This is a genomic window from Streptomyces torulosus (genome assembly GCF_001419765.1).
In the GTDB taxonomy this organism is placed as follows: Bacteria; Actinomycetota; Actinomycetes; order Streptomycetales; family Streptomycetaceae; genus Streptomyces; species Streptomyces torulosus.
Window position 1 is genome coordinate 1 of sequence record NZ_LIRK01000027.1, and the last position, 17,916, is coordinate 17,916.

Sequence of the window (17,916 nt, forward strand, 5' to 3'; positions counted from 1 at the left end):
CCGCGTCGGCCCGGTACCGGGAGGGGTTCCAGTCGGGGATCGCCGCGTTGGGGTTGAGCTTGCCGAACTGCCGCTCCAGCCCCACGCAGCCGTCCGCCGTGGCGACGAGGCAGGCACCCCCCTGTGCGATCTGGGTGTGTTCGGTGCCCAGCCGTTCCCCGATCAGCCACCCGTAGGCGGTGCGGGCGTTCTGCGAGGTGGTCGTCCCGACGGTGATCGAGTCACCGACGAACTCGATGAGTTTCCCCGGCGCGGGCGGCGCGAAGGTCGTCGCGCCGCTGTTGAGCACCAGGCCCTGGAACACGGCGTCGCCCCGGTACGAGCCCGCGACGACCTGGTAGTTGACCTGGAGGGTGTGCCGACCCGACGACAGCGGGGCCGGGGTGAGGTTCACGGTTCCCTTGACGTCGTCGTAGAACTTCACCGGGCCGTCGTCGATCCGCGCCCAGAAGTCGATCGTGCCGCGCTGCTTCAACTGGACCGTGCGGCCGGTGAAACCGACGCGGTAGTACGCGCCCGCCCAGTACGGCGTGTACGCGGTGGCCGAGCCGGTCGTGTCCCAGCGGCCGACGAACTTGATGTTCGGGTCGCCCGGCTGCCCGGGGGCGGCGGCCTTCGCGGAGGGAACGGCCGTGCCGCTCAGGGCCGAGCCGATGACGGGCGCCAGCCGGTTCGCGAACTTGGTGTGGCCGGCCTCGTTGGGGTGCCCGTTGCCGTCCTCGTAGTCGGCGCCGTCGCTGAGCCAGCCGGTCGTGTCGACGTAACGGACCCTGCCGTCACCGGCGTTGACGCGGGCGGTCACCGCGGCCCTGGTCTCGGTGACGTAGCGCTTCTTCAGGGTCTGGACGGCGAACAGGACCGCGTTCGGGTACTTCGCCCGGACGTCCCGCAGGAACGCGGTGTACGCCGACTGGAACACGGCGCCGGAGACCCCGTGCCCGATGTCGTTGGTGCCGAGGTTGATGACGACCGCGCTCGCCCGGTAGCGGGAGAAGTCCCAGTCCGTGCCGCCGGTGCTCGCCGTCTTGAAGAACTGGGTGCTCAGCCCGGTGCACCCGGACCGCCCGACCAGGCAGTAGCCGGCCCGTGCCACCTGGGTGTGCCGCATCCCGAGTCGCTCACCGGTCTTCCAGGCGTACGAGTCGAGTGCCAGCCGGTCGGTGAGGGCGCCGGCGGTGATGGAGTCGCCGACGAACTCGATCAGGCCCGAGGGCGCGTTCGGGGCGACCGTACGGGCGCCGGCGTCGAGGACCAGGCCCTGGAAGACGGTGTCCCCGGACCGGTAGGTGATCCGCAGGGTGTGGGTGCCAGGCGGCAGCGGCTGGGGCGTGAGGTTCACGGTGCCGCGGACGCCCGCGTGGAAGACGTCGGGGCCGCCGTCGATGCTCGCGTAGAGGTTCACGGCGTCCCTCGCCCGTACCTTGACCGTGGTGCCGGTGAAGGACGTCTGGACGTACGCGCCGGTCCAGTTGGCCACCGCCGTCGTGCCCGAGCCCGTGTCCCAGCGTCCGACGTAGGCGATGTTCGGGTCGGACACGGAGCCGTCACCGGGCGCCGCGTGCGCCCGGCCGGCGACGGTCAGGGACAGCAGGCAGGCGAGGAGAACGGCGGTGAGCGCGGCAGCGAGGGACCGCGCGGACCTGTGGGGGGAGGTGTGCATGGGGATCCTTTCTCACCTGATGCGGGAGCGCTCCCATGTACAGCTCCATCACAGAAGCAGTGAATCGATTCACGGTCAAGAGCCCGCACAGGGGACCCGGAGGACGCCTCGGAGTGGCCTGCTCTGGCGTCCTTCCGCGGTGCGGGACGGCATCTGCCCGTACGCCTCGCGGTAGTACGTGGCGAACCGGCTCCCGTGGGTGAAGGCCCAGCGCCAGCCGCACAGCCACTCCGCCCCCCTGGCCGCGCACCCCATCAGGCGCTGCCCCGTGCCGTGCGACTTCCGCAGCGCGTGGCCACGGCGACACCTGCGAACGCCGCGATCCACCAGTGCCAGAGGTCCGGCAGCTGGATTCCCTGCACCACGGTCACCGGCATCGACCCGGGCTCGTATCTGCTGGTGCGCCGGGGCCCCGGCTACGGCTACGAGTCCATCGAGCCCGCCTACAGCAGGCTGTACAACGGCAACGAGGTCGGCCTGTCCTGCTGGACGCTCGGCGACGGGGCCTACGACAACGCCAACCACCGCTACTGGATGTCCATCGAACTCCCCAACAGCCGCTCGGGCTACGTCAACGACTGGTACCTGAACACGGGCAACCCCGACGTCTGGAAGCAGCAGATCCGCCAGTGCCCCTTCTGACGAACCGACGTACGACGGGACAGCCGGGTCGCGCGTCTCCGGCGGGCGCGCGACCCGCACCACGGTCACCGTCGTCACCCGACGCACCTGGCCACGCCTTGCCCTCTCCTCACGTGAAGGTCGATGACGATATGCGTTGCACTGCCTCCACCAAGGCCACCGCGGGCCGCAGACACAGGAGTCTTCTCGCCACGGTCACGGCGTTCCTCTCCCTGACCCTCGTCGGCGCCGTGTTCTCCTCTACGGCTGCTGCCGCACCGGCACGACCCGACGACCCCTCGGCCGCCGCACGTACAAGCGTCGTCGTGCCCGTCGGTGTCACCGCCGGGGTCGCCGTCTTCGACCGGCAGTCCGGCAAATTCACTACTCCAGGGACATGAGCACACGACCAGGAACGCGACAATCGAGATGGGATAGACGGGATGCTTGAGTTGAACAGCGGCGGCCGCCGCAAGACGCCGGCGATGGCGTTCGCCGCAGCCGCCTTCGCGACAGTCTTCACCGTGCAGGGCGCTTCCCCCGCCCAAGCCGCCAGCCCTGATGACGGCGCCGACCCGGCGGCCACAGGCTGCGCCTCGAACGCCAGGACTCTCGCCTCCGCGCCTCTCCATCTGCCCGGCACGACCCGTCAGGTCGGCACCATCGAGATGCGCTACAGCAACACCTGCCTGACCCAGTGGATCCGCGTCCAGTCCAACACCACCAACTGCAGCGGGGACCCCTGCCGCAACAATGCGGAGATCACCCGCCCCGCCGGCGCGGACGGCCCGGCCCTGACCGTGGGCCGCGGCAACGTGCCCGCAGGCGAGCCCTATCAGTGGAGCCTGATGGTCTACACCCCCAACACCCGCTCCTGCGGCACCGGCAGCGCCGACACGGGCGTCAACACGGGCTACCCGTACGGGGAGTGGGGACGCCAGATCTGCGGCTGAGTCCTGCACCGGGGTCTCCCCAGGCTGAACAAGGGCGCGGCGTCGCCGCCCGTCGTCGCGCCGGCGTCCCGGGCGGCGATCGCGGCGATCGCGGCGGTGGCGACGCAGGCGGGGCGCAGGAGTGTCGGGGTGGCCACCGGGGTGGGTGAGCCGAGTTGGGCGTCCTTCCGTATCTCTCCAGGGATAGAGTCCTCGGGTTCGGTGATCACAAGTGCCGGGCGTGGAGAGTCAGTCGACCGGCCGGATGCGGCCGAGGCGGGGGGAACGCCGATGGGTGGTACGGGAAGGCGGCGTGCCGGAATCGGGAGCGGGGGAACGCGGCTCACACGGCGGGGCAGGATCGTCGGCTGGGTCGCGGGCGTGTCCGCGGTGGTCGTGCTCGGTGTCGCGGGGGTCGGCGCCTGGGTGTACAAGGACCTCGACGACAACATCACGGCCGCCGACGTCGACAACAAGCTCGGCGGGAACCGTCCGGTGAACCTCAGCCCCGGGTCCAAGAACATCATGGTCGTCGGCTCGGACAGCCGTGACGGGAAGAACGCCAAGTACGGCCGGGACCTGACCACCATGCAGTCGGACACGCTGATGGTGCTGCACATCCCCGCGAACCGGAAGTGGGCGACCGTCGTGTCGTTCCCCCGCGACTCGTGGGTCGAGATATCGGCGTGCGAGAAGGGCGACGGCGGCACCTCGGGCGCGCACCGGGCCAAGATCAACGAGGCGTTCGCGATCGGCGGTTCCACCGGCGAGGTCGCCGGGGCCGCGGCCTGCTCGATCCGGACGGTCGAGGCCAACACCGGGCTGCGCATCGACCACTTCATGTCCGTCGACTTCTCGGGCTTCAAGGGGATGGTCGACGCCCTGGAGGGCATAGAGGTCTGCCCCGAGCAGGCCATCCACGACGAGAACGCCCTCCTCGACATGGAACCCGGCTGCCAGACCGTCAAGGGCGAGACCGCCCTCGGTTACGTCCGCACCCGCTACGCCGTCGGCGACGGCTCCGACATCGGGCGCATCGGGCGTCAGCAGGAGTTCATGGAGGCCCTCGCCGCCAAGGCGAAGTCCAAACTGACCAGCCCCGGCGCGCTGTACGACTTCATGCAGTCCGCCACCAAGTCCCTCACCACGGACAAGGATCTCGCCGGAATCGACCCGCTCTACGACCTCGCCTCCGAACTGAAGGGCATCCCCAGCGACCGGCTGACCTTCCTGACGGTCCCCAACTACCCGCGTGAGGCGGACGTCCCGAGCGACCGCGCCAACGTGGTCTGGCAGTACCCCTACGCGGCCGACCTGTTCACCTCCCTCGCCAAGGACCGCGAGGTCGAGAAGAAGCAGTTCCAGGCCCGGGCCAAGGAGGGCCTCGTCTACGCCTCGAACGTGCGGGTGCAGGTCCTCAACGCCACCGGGGTCACGGGGCGCGCCGCCGCCGTCGCCGAGAAGCTGCGCGCGGCCGGGATCACCGTCGTCGGTACGGGCAACGCCCCCGAGACCACCGCGAAGACGACGGTCGCCTACCCGCCGGACCTGGCGAAGCAGGCGAAGGTCCTCACCTCGCGCCTGCCCGACGCCCGGGCCGCCGAGGACGCGGGCGCCGCGCAGGGCGTGGTCACCCTCGTCGTCGGAACGGACCTCGACCCCGCCACCCTGCGGTGACCCGGACGGGCAGGGGTCAGCTGCCGGTGAGGCTGATCGCCAGATCCGTGATGTTCAGCGGGAACTGACGGATCGGCGTCGCCTGGCCGGTGAGGAGTTCGACGGTGTAGAGCGTCGGGTTGCTCGCACCCGACGGGGTGAGGGAGGCGAAGGCGGCGTTGTCGACCGTCCGCCCGCCGCTCAGCGTGCTGTAGATGTCCATGCCGGCCTTCAGCTGGGCGTCGATGCCGAGGCTGCCGGTCGGGGCGAGCGTGCCGTTGTTGGCGGGGGACTGGATCACGACCTGGTCGGTGTTCGTGTTGACGTCGAACAGGGTGGTCCCGGTGGCCGCGTTGAGGTCGTTGTTCGTGTACGCGGCGGCGGTGACGCCCTTGGTCGTGCCCTCGATGGGCGGGGTGGTGAGGTTCAGGTCCTGGATGGTCGAGTGGTCGTTCAGGTTGTGCCGCAGGTTCTGGCCGTTGTCACTGATCACCCGCAGCCGGTCGGCCGCCGGGTTGAAGTCGACGCCGAACGTGGTGCCGTGCAGCGCGTACTGGAGCTGGGACACCTTGGTGACCACGACGTCCTGGCCGGTCGTCGGGATCTTGATCGTGTAGATGCCGCCCTTGTTGCCGACGCCGTACAGCAGTCCGTCCTGCACCCGGAAGTCGATGCCGACCAGGGCCGTGTCACCGCTGAGCCCGGTGACGGCCCTGACCCAGTTGAGGATGTCGGGGCGGTCGGTCGTGAACGTGGCCATCAGCGTGCCGTCGCCGGTGATCCCGAACGCCCGCAGGCTGGGCACGGCGGCGGGGGCGGCCGAGGCGGAGCCCGGAGCGCTCAGCAGAAGCGCCGTCGACGTGGCCATGACCGCTGCCGCCGCCGCGATTCTCTTTCGGATACTCGCTTTCACGGTGTGTCCCTCCCGTTCGGTGGTGCGCCGGCGCCCTGCGCGCAGGCCGAGAGATTTCCGGACCGAATCCCGTATTGATTCCCCCGGTGATTGCGGGGTGCGGGCCGGAATCGGTCCCCATTAAGCCGACTTCACAGTGCCTCCACAAGTGGAGTCGATGGGCGAGAACGCCCTGATCCGGGAATTTTGCGCACTGTGACAAAAGCATCGCAGATATCCCGGCATCGGTTTTGCGCACAGTGATGAAGGGGTCCGGAACCGGTCTGTCGGCCGGTTACGGCGGAATGCGATGCTCCTGCCATGGGGAGCCTCTTCGCCGAACTGGCCCGGCAGGCCTCGACCAACGCCCGCCGGGAGGTCGAGGCGTACGCGCGTGAGATTCCGGAGTTCGCGATCCTGGACACGAACCGGCGAGCCAGGGCCGAGACGCTGGACTACGCGGTGTGGCTGCGTCGGCGTACCGTCGAACTCTCCCCGGGCAACGACGAGTTGAGTGACACTGACCTCGACTGCATCTCTGTCATGGGCGAGGTGCGGGCCGATGCGGGAATGTCACCGTCTTCGCGACAGCAAGTACTGCGCCTGCACACCGCGCTCATGCTGCGTGAGATCAACGAGGCGATCGAGGCACAGCGCGGCGGCGGAGTGGAAGAACTCATGCGGATGATGAGCTGGTTCGCCCCGCAGGGGGAGCGGGGAATAAGCGCCTACCGGCAGGGTTTCGTGACGGTGATGCGGCGCCGTTTGCCGTACGTCGAGCAAATCGACCTGCTGGCCCGGTCACTGCTCACCGGTGATCCCATGGCGGCCGAACTCGCCGCCGTCACGGGCACGGAACTGCCCGAATTCTGTGCGGTGACGGTGATCCGGGCCCCGGACCGCCCCGCCGACGACAGCGCCCTGGACCCCGAGATCGAGATACTGGTGAGAACCCACCACGTACTGGTCGCCCGGTCCACGGAGAACGGTGAAAGGGACGGTGAACTGATCGTCCTGGTGCCGTTGCCCCGGGACCTCGCCGAGACCACGCCGGCGCACTCCGTGCCCGACCTCGTCGCCACCCCCGTACGGGACCTAGCCCGGGCCCTCGGTCGGCCCTGTGCCGTCGGCACCGCCGCGGCGCCGGTCGCCGAGCTGGCCGACGCCCTCGACCGGGCCCGGCGGGTCAGCCGGGCGGCCCCGCTGCGCCCGGCGTCCGAGCGGCTGCGGCCGTACACCGTGGCCGATGTGTTCACCGAGGTCGCCGTCGCGGACGTGCCGTTCGTCGACGCATGGCTCCGCGCGCTGGTGGGTCGGCTGGAGCCGGGCCCCGACCTCCTCGTCACCCTCGACGCGTACTACCGCCACGACATGCACCGCGGCGCCACGGCCGCCGCCCTCAACGTGCACACCCGCACCCTGGACTACCGCCTGCGCCGGGTACGGGAACTCACCGGCATCGACCCCGGCTCCACCCGGGGGGTCCGCGTCCTCAGCTCGGTCGTCACCCGGCGGCTGTCCGGGGCGTGGGACTGAGCCGCGCACCCTCCGGACAGGGAGGTCGCGGTCCCGTGGGCGCCCCCGATGAGGCAGTCTGGGGCGGTGAGCAACTCCAGTGACTCCCTTTTCATCAAGATCTGCGGGCTGCGGACCGAGGAGGACGTCGACGCGGCCGTCGAGGCGGGCGCCGACGCCATCGGATTCGTCCTCACCGCCAGCCCGCGCCGCGTCGACGCGGCCACCGCCGCGCGGCTGTCCCGCCGGATCCCCGAGCACGTCCTCACCGTCGGAGTCTTCCGCGGGGAAAGCCTGGACGACGTACGGTCCCTGGCCGCGGAGTCGGGCATCCGCGCCGTCCAGCTGCACGGGTCGGAGGACCGCGGCTACTACGACGCGCTGGCGGCGGACGGCCGCACGCTGATCCGCGCCGCCGCGTTCGGCGACTCGGTGCCGCGCTGCGGCGAGATGGGCGAGGACATGCTGCTGCTCGACGCGCCCGTACCGGGCTCCGGCATGGCCTGGGACTGGTCCCGGATGCCGGTGGCCGACCCCGGTGACAAGTGGCTCCTCGCCGGGGGCCTGACCACCGACAACGTACGGAACGCCGTCGACACCGCCCGGCCCTGGGGCGTCGACGTGTCCAGCGGCGTCGAGCGGAGCCGAGGCGTCAAGGACCCCGCCCTGATCACCGCCTTCGTGAAGGCCGCCCGCGGCGGGCGGTGACCCTCCGGTGCCGGTCCGCGGGGGAGGGCCGCCCGGAGTGAGGTGATCGGCGCGTTTCGAGGGCCCCGCACGCGCAACCCGGTGGGTGTACGTGCGGAGGGCCCGCGCGGTGCCGCGGGCGCCGCGCGGACGGGACCCACTTGGAGGAGCCATGGACCATTCGCGGGTACCCGTGCTGGAGGCGCTGCAGGAGTTCAGGCGACGCGGCGACACGGTGTTCGGGCCGCCCGGACACCGGCAGGGCCGCGGGGTGGACCCGCGGGTCGCGGAGATCGTCGGGCTCGACGTCTTCCGCTCCGACGTCCTCTCCCTCAACGGGCTGGACGACCGCCGCCAGTCGCAGGGCGTCATCAGCCAGGCGCAGGAGCTGATGGCCGACGCCGTCGGCGCCGAGCACGCCTTCTTCTCCACCTGCGGCAGCTCCCTGTCCGTGAAGACCGCCATGCTGTCCGTGGCCGGTCCCGGCGAGAAGATGCTGCTCTCCCGCAACGCCCACAAGTCCGTGATCGCGGCGGTCGTCGTCAACGGGGTCGAACCGATCTGGGTCCACCCGAAGTTCGACGCCGAACGGCACATCGCCCACCCTCCGGAGCCGGACGACGTACGCCGCCGACTGGAGGAACACCCGGACGCCAAGGGCATGCTGCTGATCACCCCCACCGACTGGGGAACCTGCGCCGACGTCCGGGGCGTGGCCCGGGTGTGCCACGAGTACGACGTCCCCCTCATCGTCGACGAGGCATGGGGCGCCCACCTGCCGTTCCACCCCGCGCTGCCCGCCTGGGGCATGGACGCCGAGGCCGACCTGGTGGTCACCAGCGTCCACAAGATGGGCGGCGCCGTGGAGCAGAGCTCCGTCTTCCACCTCCAGTACGACCGGGTCTCGCCGGAGGCCCTCAAACAGCGCGAGGACCTGCTCGGCACCACCAGCGCCTCGTCGCTGGTGTTCGCGACGCTCGACGGCTGGCGCCGCCAGATGGTCCAGCACGGGCACGACCTGCTGGAGGCGGCGGTGCGCCGCGCCGAAAGGATCCGGGCCACGGCCGGTGAACTGCCCGGCCTGCGGCCGATGGGCCAGGAGATCGTCGACGAGGGCCTTGCCGCCGAGTTCGACCCGCTGAAGCTGGTCATCGACGTACGGGAACTGGGCATCAGCGGAATGCAGGCCGCCGAGTGGCTGCGGACCCACCGCCATGTGGACGTCGGCGGGTCCGACACCTGCCGGATCAGCGCCTCCATCACCCACGCCGACGACGACGAGACCGAGAAGATCCTGCTCGACTCCCTGCGCGCCCTCGTCGAGAGCGCCGACACCATCGAACGGCAGCCGCCGGTCCATCTGCCCGAGGCGTCGGCACTGGAGCTGGAGCAGGCGATGCTGCCGCGCGACGCGTTCTTCGCCGAGGTCGACCATGTGCCCGCCGAGCGGGCGGCGGGCCGGGTCGCCGCCGAAATGATCAGCCCGTACCCGCCGGGCGTCCCCGTGATCGCCCCCGGCGAGGTGATCACCGACGAGGTCCTCGACTACCTGCGCAGCGGCGTCGAGCACGGCGTCCTCATCCCGGACGCGGCCGATCAGTCGGTCAGGACCCTGCGGGTGGTGGCACGACGCTGAGGGCCCGGCGCCGGGAGACCGGACACCCCTCCGGGAGGCCGGACGCCCCGCCGAGAGGCTGAACTCCCCGCCGGGAGGCCGAACTCCCCTGCGGCACCGGGGCGCCGCGTCCTTTGGCGACGCGTGACCCCTTTGTCGTGTCCCTGCCTGTGAATCCGGCTACCCGTCGTTCTCCGCAGGGTTGGCCTGGGGTAAGGTCCCCACCGGTTCCGGCTACCGACTGAAGGTGCGCCGGTACGGGGAGTGTCGGAGGGGCGGCATGGCGGTGGAATCCCAGACGGGCGAGGGCGGGTCCGTGGACGCGGACGACCGGCGGTTGGAGGCGTTGGATCCCCAACCGCTGCTGACCCGGGACTACGAGATGCGCCCCTCCCTCGTGTACGAGCGGCTGCGGCAGCGGCACGGCGCGGTCGCGCCGGTCGATCTGCTGGGCGTCCCCGCCTGGCTGGTCCTCGGCTACAAGGAGTCCCTGGAGGTGCTCCAGGACGACGACGGCTGGCCCAAGGGGCTGGAGAACTGGCGGGCCCGCTCGGAGGGCAGGGTGCCCGCCGACTGGCCGCTCGGCCCCTCCCTGGAGGTCAACCACGTACTGATCCAGGGCGGCGCCGGGTACAAGCCGCTGCGGACCGCGTGGGACACCGCGCTCCGGCCGTTCCAGGACCCGCGCCACGCCCAGGCCAAACGGCTCAAGGCGGCCGTCACCGCCTGCGCCGACGACCTGATCACCCTGGTGGGCCAGGCCGGCGGCACGGGCCTGGCGGACCTGTCCGCCCAGTTCTCCCGGCCGCTGCCGCTGATGGCGGCCAGCCACCTCCTCGGCTTCCCCGGCTCCCAGGGCGACGACGCGCTCATGGACATGTGGCGGGTGCTGGACGCCGGACCGGACGCCGAGCCCGCCCTGGAACGTCTGCTGGCGGCCCTCGCCGACCTGGCGGCGCAGAAGCTCAAGAACCCCGGGGACGACTTCCCCTCCTACCTCCTCGCCGCGCACCCCGGCCTCACGCTCGACGAACTGGCCCGCGAGCTGTTCATGCTGCTGGGCATGACCTCCGACCACGTCGGCATCCTCATCTCCAACACCGTCGTCGAGGTCCTCTCGGGCGAGGGCAGCATCCGCGCCAGTCTGTCCGCCGGCATGGTCCGGGAGACCATGAACCGAGTGGTCATGCGCAAGCCGCCGCTGGTGAACTTCGTCCCGCGCTTCGCCGCCAAGGACACCCCGCTCGGCAACTACACCATCCGCGCGGGCGACCCGGTCTGGGTCTCCTCCGCCGCCGCGCACGCCGACCCCGTCTTCGCCGGCCACGCGGCGACGAACACCACGGTCAGCACCCGCGCGCACCTCTCCTGGGGCGCCGGCAGCCGCCAGTGCCCCGCCCGCGAGTTGGCCTCCACCGTCGCGGCGGTCGGTGTGGGCCGCCTGTTCGAGCGGTTCACCGATCTGGAGCTGGCGCTGCCCGTCGACCAACTCCCTTGGCGTTCCTCGCCGTTCATGCGCGGCCTGCGCTCACTGCCCGTCCGCTACGCCCTGGCCCCGACCCCTGAGCCGTCCACGGCCGACCCCGCGGAGACGGACCTCGCGGGGGAGGCGATGACGGAATCGGGGGCGGCCGGGTCGGTGGCACGGGACCGTTCCGCCCGGCAGCGTTCGTCGCTGTGGCGCTATCTGACGGGCCTGATCCGCACCGGTCGCTGACCGTGGTTCAGTCCTCGCCCGTGAGCAGCCGCCGCGGATTGGCGATACGGAAGGCGTAGGCCGCCGCTCCCCCCAGGCCGAAGCCGGGATGGAGCGGCGGCTCCGCGTAGGGCCGGTCGGAGCCCTGGACCACCGCGTCCACCCCGAGGGCCCGCACGACCGAGTCCACGGCGGTGGGGCCGTACGACGACGTCTCCACGAACACCCGCGCGTCCGTCCCCGCGAGGCCGGCGTCACCACGGGCGGCGAAGCGCTCCCCGTGCAACGGCGCCAGCCCGGCCAGCAGGGCGAAGCAGACCCGCAGCCGGGGATGGCGGGGTCGGCCGAAGGCGCGGAAGGCGAACCACGCGGCGTGCATCTGCTGCACGTACGGCACCATCGCCGGCCACCAGCCCGGCCCCGCGGCGCCCGTCTTCCCCGCCGGGCCGGGGTGCACGAACAGCGGGAGGTCGCGGTCCTCCAGCAGGTCGAGCAGCGGGGCGCAGCGCGCGTAACCTGCCGCGTCGGCGAGGGCGTCGGCCGGCAGCTGCAGACCGGCGAAGCCGCCCCGGTCGAGGTCCTCGGCGGCCGCGGCCGCGTCGACGTCCCGTACACAGGCGGCGGCCCACGCCCCGAACGGCTCGGGGAGAGCGGCCGCGCCCTCGTGGTAGGCGTCGATCAGGGGACGCGCCTGCTCCCCGGGCAGCCACTCGACGCCGAGCGGGGAGGACAGCGAGACGAGGGCCCGGCCGAGGCCGTCCGCGGCGGCGAGCTCCGCACGCCGGGCGATGTCATGGGCGGCGGGCGCCACCTCGTAAGGAGGCTCCCCGTCCAGGAACAGGGTCCAGCCGTCCATGAACGGCGGCTCCCGGCGGGACCGCAGGGCCGCCACCAGCGAGGGGGTCCACAGATGCTGGTGCACGTCGACGTTGGTCATGATGACTCCAGGAAAGCACGGCCGCCCGACGGACGGCCGTGGCACACGAAAGGGAATATAAGCCGCTGGATCCCCATGTTCCGGACGTCCCCGGACCGGCATCGTGTGAACGTAACGTGCCGTTCATGAAAGTCCATTGACTGTCATTCAGTCACGGACAACTGTGCATGAGCATATGCAGTCGGGTGAGGGGCACTCTTGATCAGATTCGACGCGGTGAGCAAGAAATATCCGAACGGCACGACAGCCGTCGACGAGGTCACGGTGGAGCTCGCCGAGGGCGCCATCACGATCCTCGTCGGACCATCCGGCTGCGGCAAGACCACCACCCTCAGGATGATCAACCGCATGGTGGAACCCACGGCCGGCACGGTCAGCCTGCGCGGCCGGGACATCCGCGAGGTCGACGCGCCCGAGCTGCGCCGGGGCATCGGCTATGTGATCCAGCACGCGGGACTCTTCCCGCACCGCACGGTCCTCGACAACATCGCGACCGTGCCGCTGCTCCTCGGCTGGGGCAGGAAGAAGGCGCGGGCCCGGGCGGCCGAGCTGCTCGAACTGGTGGGGCTGCCCGCCGAGATGGCGAAGCGCTATCCCAACCAGCTCTCCGGCGGGCAGCAACAGCGCGTCGGCGTGGCCAGGGCACTGGGCGCCGACCCGCCGGTGCTGCTCATGGACGAGCCGTTCAGCGCGGTCGACCCCATCGTGCGGGCCGAACTCCAGACCGAGTTCGCCCGGCTCCAGAAGGAGCTGCACAAGACGATCGTGTTCGTCACCCATGACATCGACGAGGCGATCAGACTCGGCGACCGCATAGCCGTGTTCCGGGACGGTGGCAGGCTCGCCCAGTTCGACACCCCGGAGCGGCTGCTCTCCCATCCCGCGGACGACTTCGTCGCCGGATTCGTCGGCCAGGACCGGGGCATCCGCCGGCTGTCCTTCGTGCAGGCTGCCGGACTGCCGCTGCGCGACGGCCCGGTGCTGCCGGTCACCTCGCCCGTGACCGCGGCCCGCGCCCTGGACGAGCCCTGGGTGCTCGTCGTCGACGACGCGCGCAGGCCCCTCGGCTGGACCCCGGTCGCCGACCTGCCGGAAAGCGGCACCCTCGCGGACGCCGCCCTGGTGCCGCTCGGCCACACCTTCAGCCTGGTGGGGGACTCGGCGCGGGCCGCCCTCGACTCCGCGCTGCTGTCGCCCGCCCGGCTCGCGGTGGGCGTGGACGCCGACGGCGCGGTCGTCGGCGTGGCCGACGCCTACGAGCTGACCGCCGGGGCGGCCCCCGCGAGGCGTACGGACGCGGCCGGGAGCACGGTGGCCGCCGACAGCGCGGGCGGTGACCGATGAGCGACGGGGAACCGCTGGTCCGGTGGCAGTGGATAGCCGACCACGGCGCCGAACTGGCCGACTACACCGCCCTCCATCTGAGACTCGGTCTGCTGCCGGTGCTGTTCGGGCTGCTCGTCTCGGTGCCGCTGGGCATCCTCTGCCACCGCAGGCGTCGGCTCTACCCGCCGGTCCTGACCGTGGCGAACATCCTGTACTCGATCCCGTCGCTGGCCCTGTTCATGGTCTTCGTCCGCTACACGGGGCTGACCGAACAGACGGTGATGATCCCGCTGACGCTGTACACCCTGTCGGTGCTCGTGCCCAACGTCGTCGACGGTCTCGCCTCGGTCCCCGAACCGGTCCGGCTCGCCGCGACCGCCATGGGCTTCGGCACCGTCCGCCGTGTCCTCCAGGTCGAACTGCCCATCGCCGTGCCTGTCGTCATCGCCGGCGTGCGCGTCGCCGCGGTCTCCTCGATCAGCCTCGTCGCCGTCGGCCAGCTCATCGGCCAGGGCGGCCTCGGCTACTACATCACCCGCGGCCTCCAGCTCGACTTCCCGACGCCGATCGTCACCGCCATCGTGCTGATCATGCTGCTCGCGCTCGCCACCGACGCGCTGCTGGTCCTCGCGCAGCGACTGCTCACCCCCTGGTCCCGGAACAGGGTGACGACGGCATGAACGACTTCCTCAACCAGATCCGGCTCGTGGCGGACTGGCTGACCTCGTCGGCGCAGTGGCACGGCGACGAGGGCATCCCCGCACGACTCCTGGAACACCTCACCTACAGCGGTCTGTCGCTGCTGTGCGCCGCCCTGATCGGGCTGTCGGCCGGGCTGCTCGTCGGACACACCGGGCGCGGGGCGTTCGCCGTGGCGAGCGTCGCCAACCTCGCCCGCGCGATCCCCACCTTCGGCCTCGTCGTCCTCGTCGTGACGCTCGCCGGGCTCAGCACCGCGCCGGTGCTTGTCGCCCTGGTCGCGCTCGCGGTGCCGCCGATCCTCATCAACACCTTCGAGGGCGTCCGGGGCGTGGACCCGGCCACCCGGGACGCCGCGCGCGGCGTCGGCATGACCGAGTGGGAGGTCCTGGTGAAGGTGGAGGTGCCGATGGCGCTGCCGCTGATCCTGCTGGGCCTGCGGGTGGCCGCGATCCAGGTCGTGGCCACCGCGACCGTCGCCGCCTACCCGGGGCTCGGCGGCCTCGGCCGCTTCATCGTCGACGGGCTCGCCCGCAACGACTACGAGCTGGTCATCGGGGGCTCCGCGGTCGTGGTCGCCCTGGCGCTCGTCGTGCAGGCCGCGTTCACCGCGCTGGGGCGGGCAGTCGTCTCACCGGGGTTGAGGGTCTCGGCGCCGAAATCCTGAACTCCGTCGGTCTCCCGGACACCGCCGTTGTCCTGCACTCCGTCGGTCGCCGGGACTCCGGCGTTCTCCTGAACTCCTCCGTTCTTCCGCGCCCTTCGGGCCATGAGAAAGGAAACATCCATGCGAGGCATGTACCGAGGCGTCGCCTTCGGCCTGATCACCGCCCTGTCCCTCACCGCCTGCGGCGGCGGGGGCGGCAGCGACGACAATCCGCTGACGGGCGACAGCGGGGGCGGCGGCTCCTCCCTGGTCGTCGGCTCGGCCAACTTCCCCGGGAACCAGCTGCTCGCCGAGATCTACGCGCAGGCCCTGGAGGACAAGAACCTCAAGGTGACCCGCAAGTTCGACATCGGGGCCCGCGAGGTCTACTACGACCAGATCGTCAAGGGCGGTATCGACGTCTTCCCGGAGTACAACGGCGCCCTGCTGTCGGTGGCCGTCGACAAGAACAGCACCGCGACCGGCACCGAGGAGATCAACGCCGAACTGAAGGCCAAACTCCCGAAGTCGGTGGAGATACTCGACTCCGCCGCGGCCGAGGACAAGGACTCGGTCACGGTGACCGCGAGCACGGCGAAGAAGTACGACCTGAAGACCCTCGCCGACCTCAAGCCCGTCGCGGGCGACCTGACCCTCGGGGCCGGTTCGGAGTTCAAGACCCGCACCCAGGGCGGGGTCGGTCTGAAGAAGGTCTACGGCGTGGAGTTCGGCAAGTTCCAGCCGCTCGACGCGGGCGCCCAGACCACCCTCGTGAAGCTGCTCAAGGACGACAAGGTGCAGGCCGCCAACCTGTACACCACCGACCCCGCCATCATCGAGGACAAACTGGTCGTCCTGGAGGACCCGAAGAACCTCTTCTCCTCGCAGAACGTGACGCCCCTCGTCTACAAGAAGGCCGTCGACGCCAAGGCCAGGGAGGCGCTCAACGCGGTCTCCGCGAAGCTCACCACCGAGGACCTGCTGGAGATGATGAAGAAGCTCGTCAACGACAAGGAGGACGCGAGCGTCGTCGCCGAGGAGTGGCTGAAGAAGTCCGGCCTCACCGGCTGACCGCCCGGCACCCCCGCACCCTCCGCGGGGGTGCGGGGCCCGCCATGCAGGGCCGGCATGCGGGACGGTCGGTCCGGGCGGGCCCGCGGGACCGTCACTCCGGGCTGCGCAGCGCGGACCAGGTCTTGCGGTTGACGACACCGTTCGCTTTCAGTCCCACGGCGTTCTGGAACTCCTCGACGGCGGCCTCCGTCCCGCTGTCGAACTCGCCGTCCACGCCCACGCCGTACCCGCGCTCGCTCAGGATGCACTCCACCTGGAACACCCGCTTGCCGCTGTCGCCGAGACGGGTGCGGCCGTTGCCCGAGTAGTACGTGCAGTCCGTGAGCCAGGCCGGATCACCGGAGTCGGCCGGCGGGTCGCTCGGGGTCGGCTCGGGGTCGTCCGGGGCGTCGGAGCCGTCGTCGACCGGGGTGCCCGGATCGGTGCCGTCGGTCCGGTCGTCCTCGGCGGGCGCGGAGGCGTCGGGGTGTGCGGACGAACCGTCGATGGCCGCACTGTCGCCCTTGTCCTTGCCCTTGTGCTTGCCGGACACCTCCGAGAGCGAGGAGCCGTGGCCGTCCGGAACGGGTGCGCCCTTCGACTTCCCGGACGTCGACGGGGAGACCGCGTCGTCGGGTGCGATCTTCCCGGTCGACCAGGTGCCCGCCTCCGGGGTGGCGGCCCCGGAGGAGTCCGGGCGGGTGAGGACGAAGACGCCCGCGGCCACCGCGCAGAGCGCGACGCCCGCGCCGCCGACCGCCAGCGCCCGCTTGCGGCGCGTCCGGGTGGGCGCCGCCGGGTCTAACGCCGCCCTGCCGCCCGCGGGGGCGGCGGAGGCCTCCTGCGAGGGTCCGGCGGAGTCGGCCGCGGCGGGCCGGGGACCGTCGGCGGCGGGCCCGGTTTCCTCGGCGGCCGGCGCCGGTGCCTGCTCCGCCGCGGCGTCGGCGGCCGGGAAGGCGGGGGCCTGGACGAGGGGCAGCCGGCACAGCGCCTCGTACGCCTGCTGCCGGACGAGCACCATGCCGCCCAGCGGCTCTGGCCAGTCGAAGGTGCCGGACGGGCCGGTGCGGGGCTCCGCCGTCCGGACCAGGTCCTGCGGTGTGGGCCGGCGTCCCGGCTCCTTGGCGAGGCAGGACCACAGCAGCGTGGCGAGGTCCTCGTCGGACTCGGCGAGCTCCCGGATCACCTTCGCGTTGGGCTCCTCGAAGGCGACCCGGTGCATCACGTCGACCCCGGTGCCGTCGCCGAACGGGGCGGTGCCCGTCGCCGCGTAGACCAGGGTGCAGGCCAGCGAGAACACGTCCGAGGGTGTTTCGCACTCACCGGTGCGCAGGTACTCCGGTGACATGTAGGCCGGCGTGCCCACCCGGTTGCCCGTCCCGGTGATGGCGCTCGCGTCGGCGGCCTTCGCGATGCCGAAGTCGATGACGTGGGCGCGCCGGGCGGAGACCAGGACGTTGGAGGGCTTCAGGTCCCGGTGCACGATGCCCGCGTCCGAGAGGTCGGCGAGCGCCTGCCCCAGCTCCGCCAGGAGCCGCCAGACCGCGGCGGTCCGCAGCGGACCCTCCTCGTTCACGGCGTCCGCGAGATCGACGCCGGGCAGGTACTCGGTGGCCATCCACAGCAGTTCGTCCTCGAACCCTGTGCCGCACAGCTTCGGCATGTGCGCGGTGCGGACCCGGCCGTGCACGGCCGCCTCCCGCTCGAAGCGGCGCCGGAACCGGACGTCCTCCGCGTACTCGGGCCTGATCACCTTGACGGCGACGAGCTCGGGCCCGCCGTCCGCGGGGCGCCCCAGATAGACGCGCCCCATACCCCCGCTGCCGAGCAGCCCCAGCGACACATAGGGGCNNGGGGCGCAGAGGAAGGGCGCCCGTCTTCCGCAGCGCCGGAGCCTCGTCTGCCGTCGAGCGCGGTGGCACCGGCCGCTGGTCTGACACAACACCCCCGAAGTCACTTTCCGCGTACGTCAGTTCGCTTT

16 protein-coding genes are annotated in these 17,916 nt (G+C 71.4%); 12 read left to right on the forward strand and 4 right to left on the reverse strand.

The annotated features are described in order from the left end of the window. The coding region (locus AOK23_RS46520; RefSeq protein ID WP_055711159.1) for a GDSL-type esterase/lipase family protein at positions 1–1,660 on the reverse strand (1,660 nt) is incomplete at its 3' end. A gap of 273 nt (positions 1,661–1,933) precedes the next feature. On the opposite strand from AOK23_RS46520, the gene AOK23_RS02840 reads away from it, so the two are divergent. The 4 genes from AOK23_RS02840 (at position 1,934) to AOK23_RS02850 (ending at position 4,890) form a co-directional block, all read left to right on the forward strand. Then, a complete protein-coding gene (locus tag AOK23_RS02840; RefSeq protein WP_157877922.1) occupies positions 1,934–2,302 on the forward strand; it encodes a hypothetical protein in 369 nt (122 codons plus the stop codon). A 131-nt stretch (positions 2,303–2,433) separates the two neighbouring features. Further along, on the forward strand, positions 2,434–2,682 hold the full coding sequence (locus tag AOK23_RS44365; protein ID WP_079049244.1) for a hypothetical protein: 249 nt from the start codon (positions 2,434–2,436) through the stop codon (positions 2,680–2,682). Positions 2,683–2,724: 42 nt separating this feature from the next. Beyond that, positions 2,725–3,234 carry a DUF2690 domain-containing protein gene (locus AOK23_RS02845; RefSeq protein WP_055711162.1) on the forward strand — a complete coding sequence of 170 codons (510 nt, stop codon included), beginning with the start codon at positions 2,725–2,727 and terminating at the stop codon, positions 3,232–3,234. A gap of 270 nt (positions 3,235–3,504) precedes the next feature. Next, complete coding sequence (locus tag AOK23_RS02850; RefSeq protein ID WP_079049245.1) at positions 3,505–4,890, forward strand: LCP family protein; 1,386 nt, start codon at positions 3,505–3,507, stop codon at positions 4,888–4,890. Positions 4,891–4,906: 16 nt separating this feature from the next. Here the strand turns inward: AOK23_RS02850 and AOK23_RS02855 are convergent, their stop codons facing one another. After that, positions 4,907–5,737 carry a DUF4394 domain-containing protein gene (locus AOK23_RS02855; protein ID WP_055711164.1) on the reverse strand — a complete coding sequence of 277 codons (831 nt, stop codon included), beginning with the start codon at positions 5,735–5,737 and terminating at the stop codon, positions 4,907–4,909. 345 nt (positions 5,738–6,082) lie between these two features. Here AOK23_RS02855 and AOK23_RS02860 point away from each other — a divergent pair, with 345 nt between their 5' ends. The 4 genes from AOK23_RS02860 to AOK23_RS02875 all read left to right on the forward strand — a co-directional run bounded on the left by AOK23_RS02860 (position 6,083) and on the right by AOK23_RS02875 (position 11,295). Further along, positions 6,083–7,297 carry a PucR family transcriptional regulator gene (locus AOK23_RS02860; protein WP_055711165.1) on the forward strand — a complete coding sequence of 405 codons (1,215 nt, stop codon included), beginning with the start codon at positions 6,083–6,085 and terminating at the stop codon, positions 7,295–7,297. Between the two features lie 48 nt (positions 7,298–7,345). Then, entirely contained in the window at positions 7,346–7,984 is a 639-nt protein-coding gene (locus AOK23_RS02865; protein ID WP_055711166.1) for a phosphoribosylanthranilate isomerase, read from the forward strand. A 151-nt stretch (positions 7,985–8,135) separates the two neighbouring features. Beyond that, positions 8,136–9,599: an aminotransferase class I/II-fold pyridoxal phosphate-dependent enzyme gene (locus AOK23_RS02870; RefSeq protein ID WP_055711167.1), complete on the forward strand. Its 1,464-nt coding sequence runs from the start codon at positions 8,136–8,138 to the stop codon at positions 9,597–9,599. A 259-nt stretch (positions 9,600–9,858) separates the two neighbouring features. After that, complete coding sequence (locus AOK23_RS02875) at positions 9,859–11,295, forward strand: cytochrome P450 (RefSeq protein ID WP_055711168.1); 1,437 nt, start codon at positions 9,859–9,861, stop codon at positions 11,293–11,295. A gap of 7 nt (positions 11,296–11,302) precedes the next feature. Here the strand turns inward: AOK23_RS02875 and AOK23_RS02880 are convergent, their stop codons facing one another. Beyond that, positions 11,303–12,211, reverse strand: a complete 909-nt coding sequence (locus AOK23_RS02880) for an amidohydrolase family protein (protein ID WP_055711169.1) — start codon at positions 12,209–12,211, stop codon at positions 11,303–11,305. Between the two features lie 198 nt (positions 12,212–12,409). On the opposite strand from AOK23_RS02880, the gene AOK23_RS02885 reads away from it, so the two are divergent. The 4 genes from AOK23_RS02885 to AOK23_RS02900 all read left to right on the forward strand — a co-directional run bounded on the left by AOK23_RS02885 (position 12,410) and on the right by AOK23_RS02900 (position 15,953). Beyond that, a complete protein-coding gene (locus AOK23_RS02885) occupies positions 12,410–13,555 on the forward strand; it encodes an ABC transporter ATP-binding protein (protein ID WP_055711170.1) in 1,146 nt (381 codons plus the stop codon). Further along, the gene (locus AOK23_RS02890; RefSeq protein WP_055711171.1) at positions 13,552–14,217 is read left to right on the forward strand and encodes an ABC transporter permease; all 666 of its coding nucleotides are present in this window, start codon (positions 13,552–13,554) and stop codon (positions 14,215–14,217) included. Before AOK23_RS02885 ends, AOK23_RS02890 begins: the two co-directional genes overlap by 4 nt. Next, positions 14,214–14,903 (forward strand): ABC transporter permease, encoded by a 690-nt coding sequence (locus AOK23_RS02895; protein ID WP_055711172.1) that lies wholly within the window; start codon positions 14,214–14,216, stop codon positions 14,901–14,903. Before AOK23_RS02890 ends, AOK23_RS02895 begins: the two co-directional genes overlap by 4 nt. A gap of 129 nt (positions 14,904–15,032) precedes the next feature. Next, positions 15,033–15,953 carry a glycine betaine ABC transporter substrate-binding protein gene (locus AOK23_RS02900; protein WP_055711173.1) on the forward strand — a complete coding sequence of 307 codons (921 nt, stop codon included), beginning with the start codon at positions 15,033–15,035 and terminating at the stop codon, positions 15,951–15,953. 94 nt (positions 15,954–16,047) lie between these two features. Here the strand turns inward: AOK23_RS02900 and AOK23_RS02905 are convergent. Beyond that, the coding region (locus AOK23_RS02905; protein WP_240496226.1) for a serine/threonine-protein kinase at positions 16,048–17,786 on the reverse strand (1,739 nt) is incomplete at its 5' end. Between the last annotated feature and the right edge of the window lie 130 nt (positions 17,787–17,916).

Coding starts and splice junctions, on each gene's coding strand:
- AOK23_RS02870 (WP_055711167.1), top strand. CDS start 8,136: ATGGACCATTCGCGGGTACCCGTGCTGGAGGCGCTGCAGGAGTTCAGG.
- AOK23_RS02845 (WP_055711162.1), top strand. CDS start 2,725: ATGCTTGAGTTGAACAGCGGCGGCCGCCGCAAGACGCCGGCGATGGCG.
- AOK23_RS02855 (WP_055711164.1), bottom strand. CDS start 5,737: ATGGCCACGTCGACGGCGCTTCTGCTGAGCGCTCCGGGCTCCGCCTCG.
- AOK23_RS44365 (WP_079049244.1), top strand. CDS start 2,434: ATGCGTTGCACTGCCTCCACCAAGGCCACCGCGGGCCGCAGACACAGG.
- AOK23_RS02850 (WP_079049245.1), top strand. CDS start 3,505: ATGGGTGGTACGGGAAGGCGGCGTGCCGGAATCGGGAGCGGGGGAACG.
- AOK23_RS02880 (WP_055711169.1), bottom strand. CDS start 12,211: ATGACCAACGTCGACGTGCACCAGCATCTGTGGACCCCCTCGCTGGTG.
- AOK23_RS02860 (WP_055711165.1), top strand. CDS start 6,083: ATGGGGAGCCTCTTCGCCGAACTGGCCCGGCAGGCCTCGACCAACGCC.
- AOK23_RS02875 (WP_055711168.1), top strand. CDS start 9,859: ATGGCGGTGGAATCCCAGACGGGCGAGGGCGGGTCCGTGGACGCGGAC.
- AOK23_RS02890 (WP_055711171.1), top strand. CDS start 13,552: ATGAGCGACGGGGAACCGCTGGTCCGGTGGCAGTGGATAGCCGACCAC.
- AOK23_RS02865 (WP_055711166.1), top strand. CDS start 7,346: ATGAGGCAGTCTGGGGCGGTGAGCAACTCCAGTGACTCCCTTTTCATC.
- AOK23_RS02900 (WP_055711173.1), top strand. CDS start 15,033: ATGTACCGAGGCGTCGCCTTCGGCCTGATCACCGCCCTGTCCCTCACC.
- AOK23_RS02895 (WP_055711172.1), top strand. CDS start 14,214: ATGAACGACTTCCTCAACCAGATCCGGCTCGTGGCGGACTGGCTGACC.